Origin of the sequence: Photobacterium lucens, from assembly GCF_009873615.1 — a bacterium.
Classification (GTDB): domain Bacteria; phylum Pseudomonadota; class Gammaproteobacteria; order Enterobacterales; family Vibrionaceae; genus Photobacterium; species Photobacterium lucens.
This window is the reverse complement of sequence record NZ_SSMG01000108.1, coordinates 1-944: the sequence shown is the minus strand read 5'-3', so window position 1 is coordinate 944 and position 944 is coordinate 1. Positions and strand designations below refer to the sequence as shown.

Here is a 944-nt window from a genome sequence, read left to right as displayed (position 1 = left end):
ATGCTTTTAAAATATAAACAAAGCTAATATCTTTGCCAACTAAGCTTAAATCCAAATTTTATCCTATTATCCGTCATTTTTAATTCATTTAGCGTAATTTTCCATAAACTTGATGGGATCTTTTTTGCAATTGGAAAACGCTGATTGTAGATATTTTCAGCATTTTTAGCTTCCTCCATTTCAAGTAGTTTAACCTCGCCTGAAAATTGAACACCTTGGATATCATTAATGTCATCAGGCTCTGGTGCTATAGTTCCTGATATAAATTTATTACATATCATTAACTTACCATGTCTACTTTCAGGTGATGTCATAATATATAACGCCATTGTTTGTTTATCGAAAGCGTAATAACAATTGGCGCACCATAAGTTTGACTGAAAAGAAGCACATAAAGTTAGCAAATGATGCTGCTCTATAAATGTGGCTATGTGCGCTTGTTGATCCATGTTGTTAATTTTCCTTAAGGTCGATATGAAGTTAAATAGCGTCAGTTATTATCGGTTAAAGATATTTGATTATCGAATATCAAAGCGATCGAATGATGAATTTATCGATAATAAAAGAGCGAGATTCTTAACTTGTTGATTTTACATCGGAACGATGATCATGAGTGGCTAATTAACGGTACTTGTCAGATCAATTGGAAAGATGATCAAGGCAAGATCATTGAAAAATGTGATCAAAAAATACTTAAAAATCAATGTGGTTAGGATATCGATGAAAAGATGGGGTGCTTATCATTCATTGGCACATCGGAAGCATGATCAAGGATCTTTGTGCTCAAATGGCTATATCTTATAACTATAAGATTTAAAAGGATATTTAAAATAAAACAGTGATACTACAAACGATGATCTTTATCTTAATTAAGAACAACCTTTCCTTGATCATTGTTCAGAGAATTGTCTTATTGATTCATTACATATCTCACTAATGAGATA

1 protein-coding gene is annotated in these 944 nt (G+C 31.7%); it reads right to left on the bottom strand.

Annotated features, from left to right (window positions below; translation table 11 throughout):
• Positions 1-23: 23 nt before the first annotated feature.
• Positions 24-449: a YhbP family protein gene (locus tag E5A76_RS05425; RefSeq protein WP_053987784.1), complete on the bottom strand. Its 426-nt coding sequence runs from the start codon at positions 447-449 to the stop codon at positions 24-26.
• Positions 450-944 lie beyond the last annotated feature (495 nt).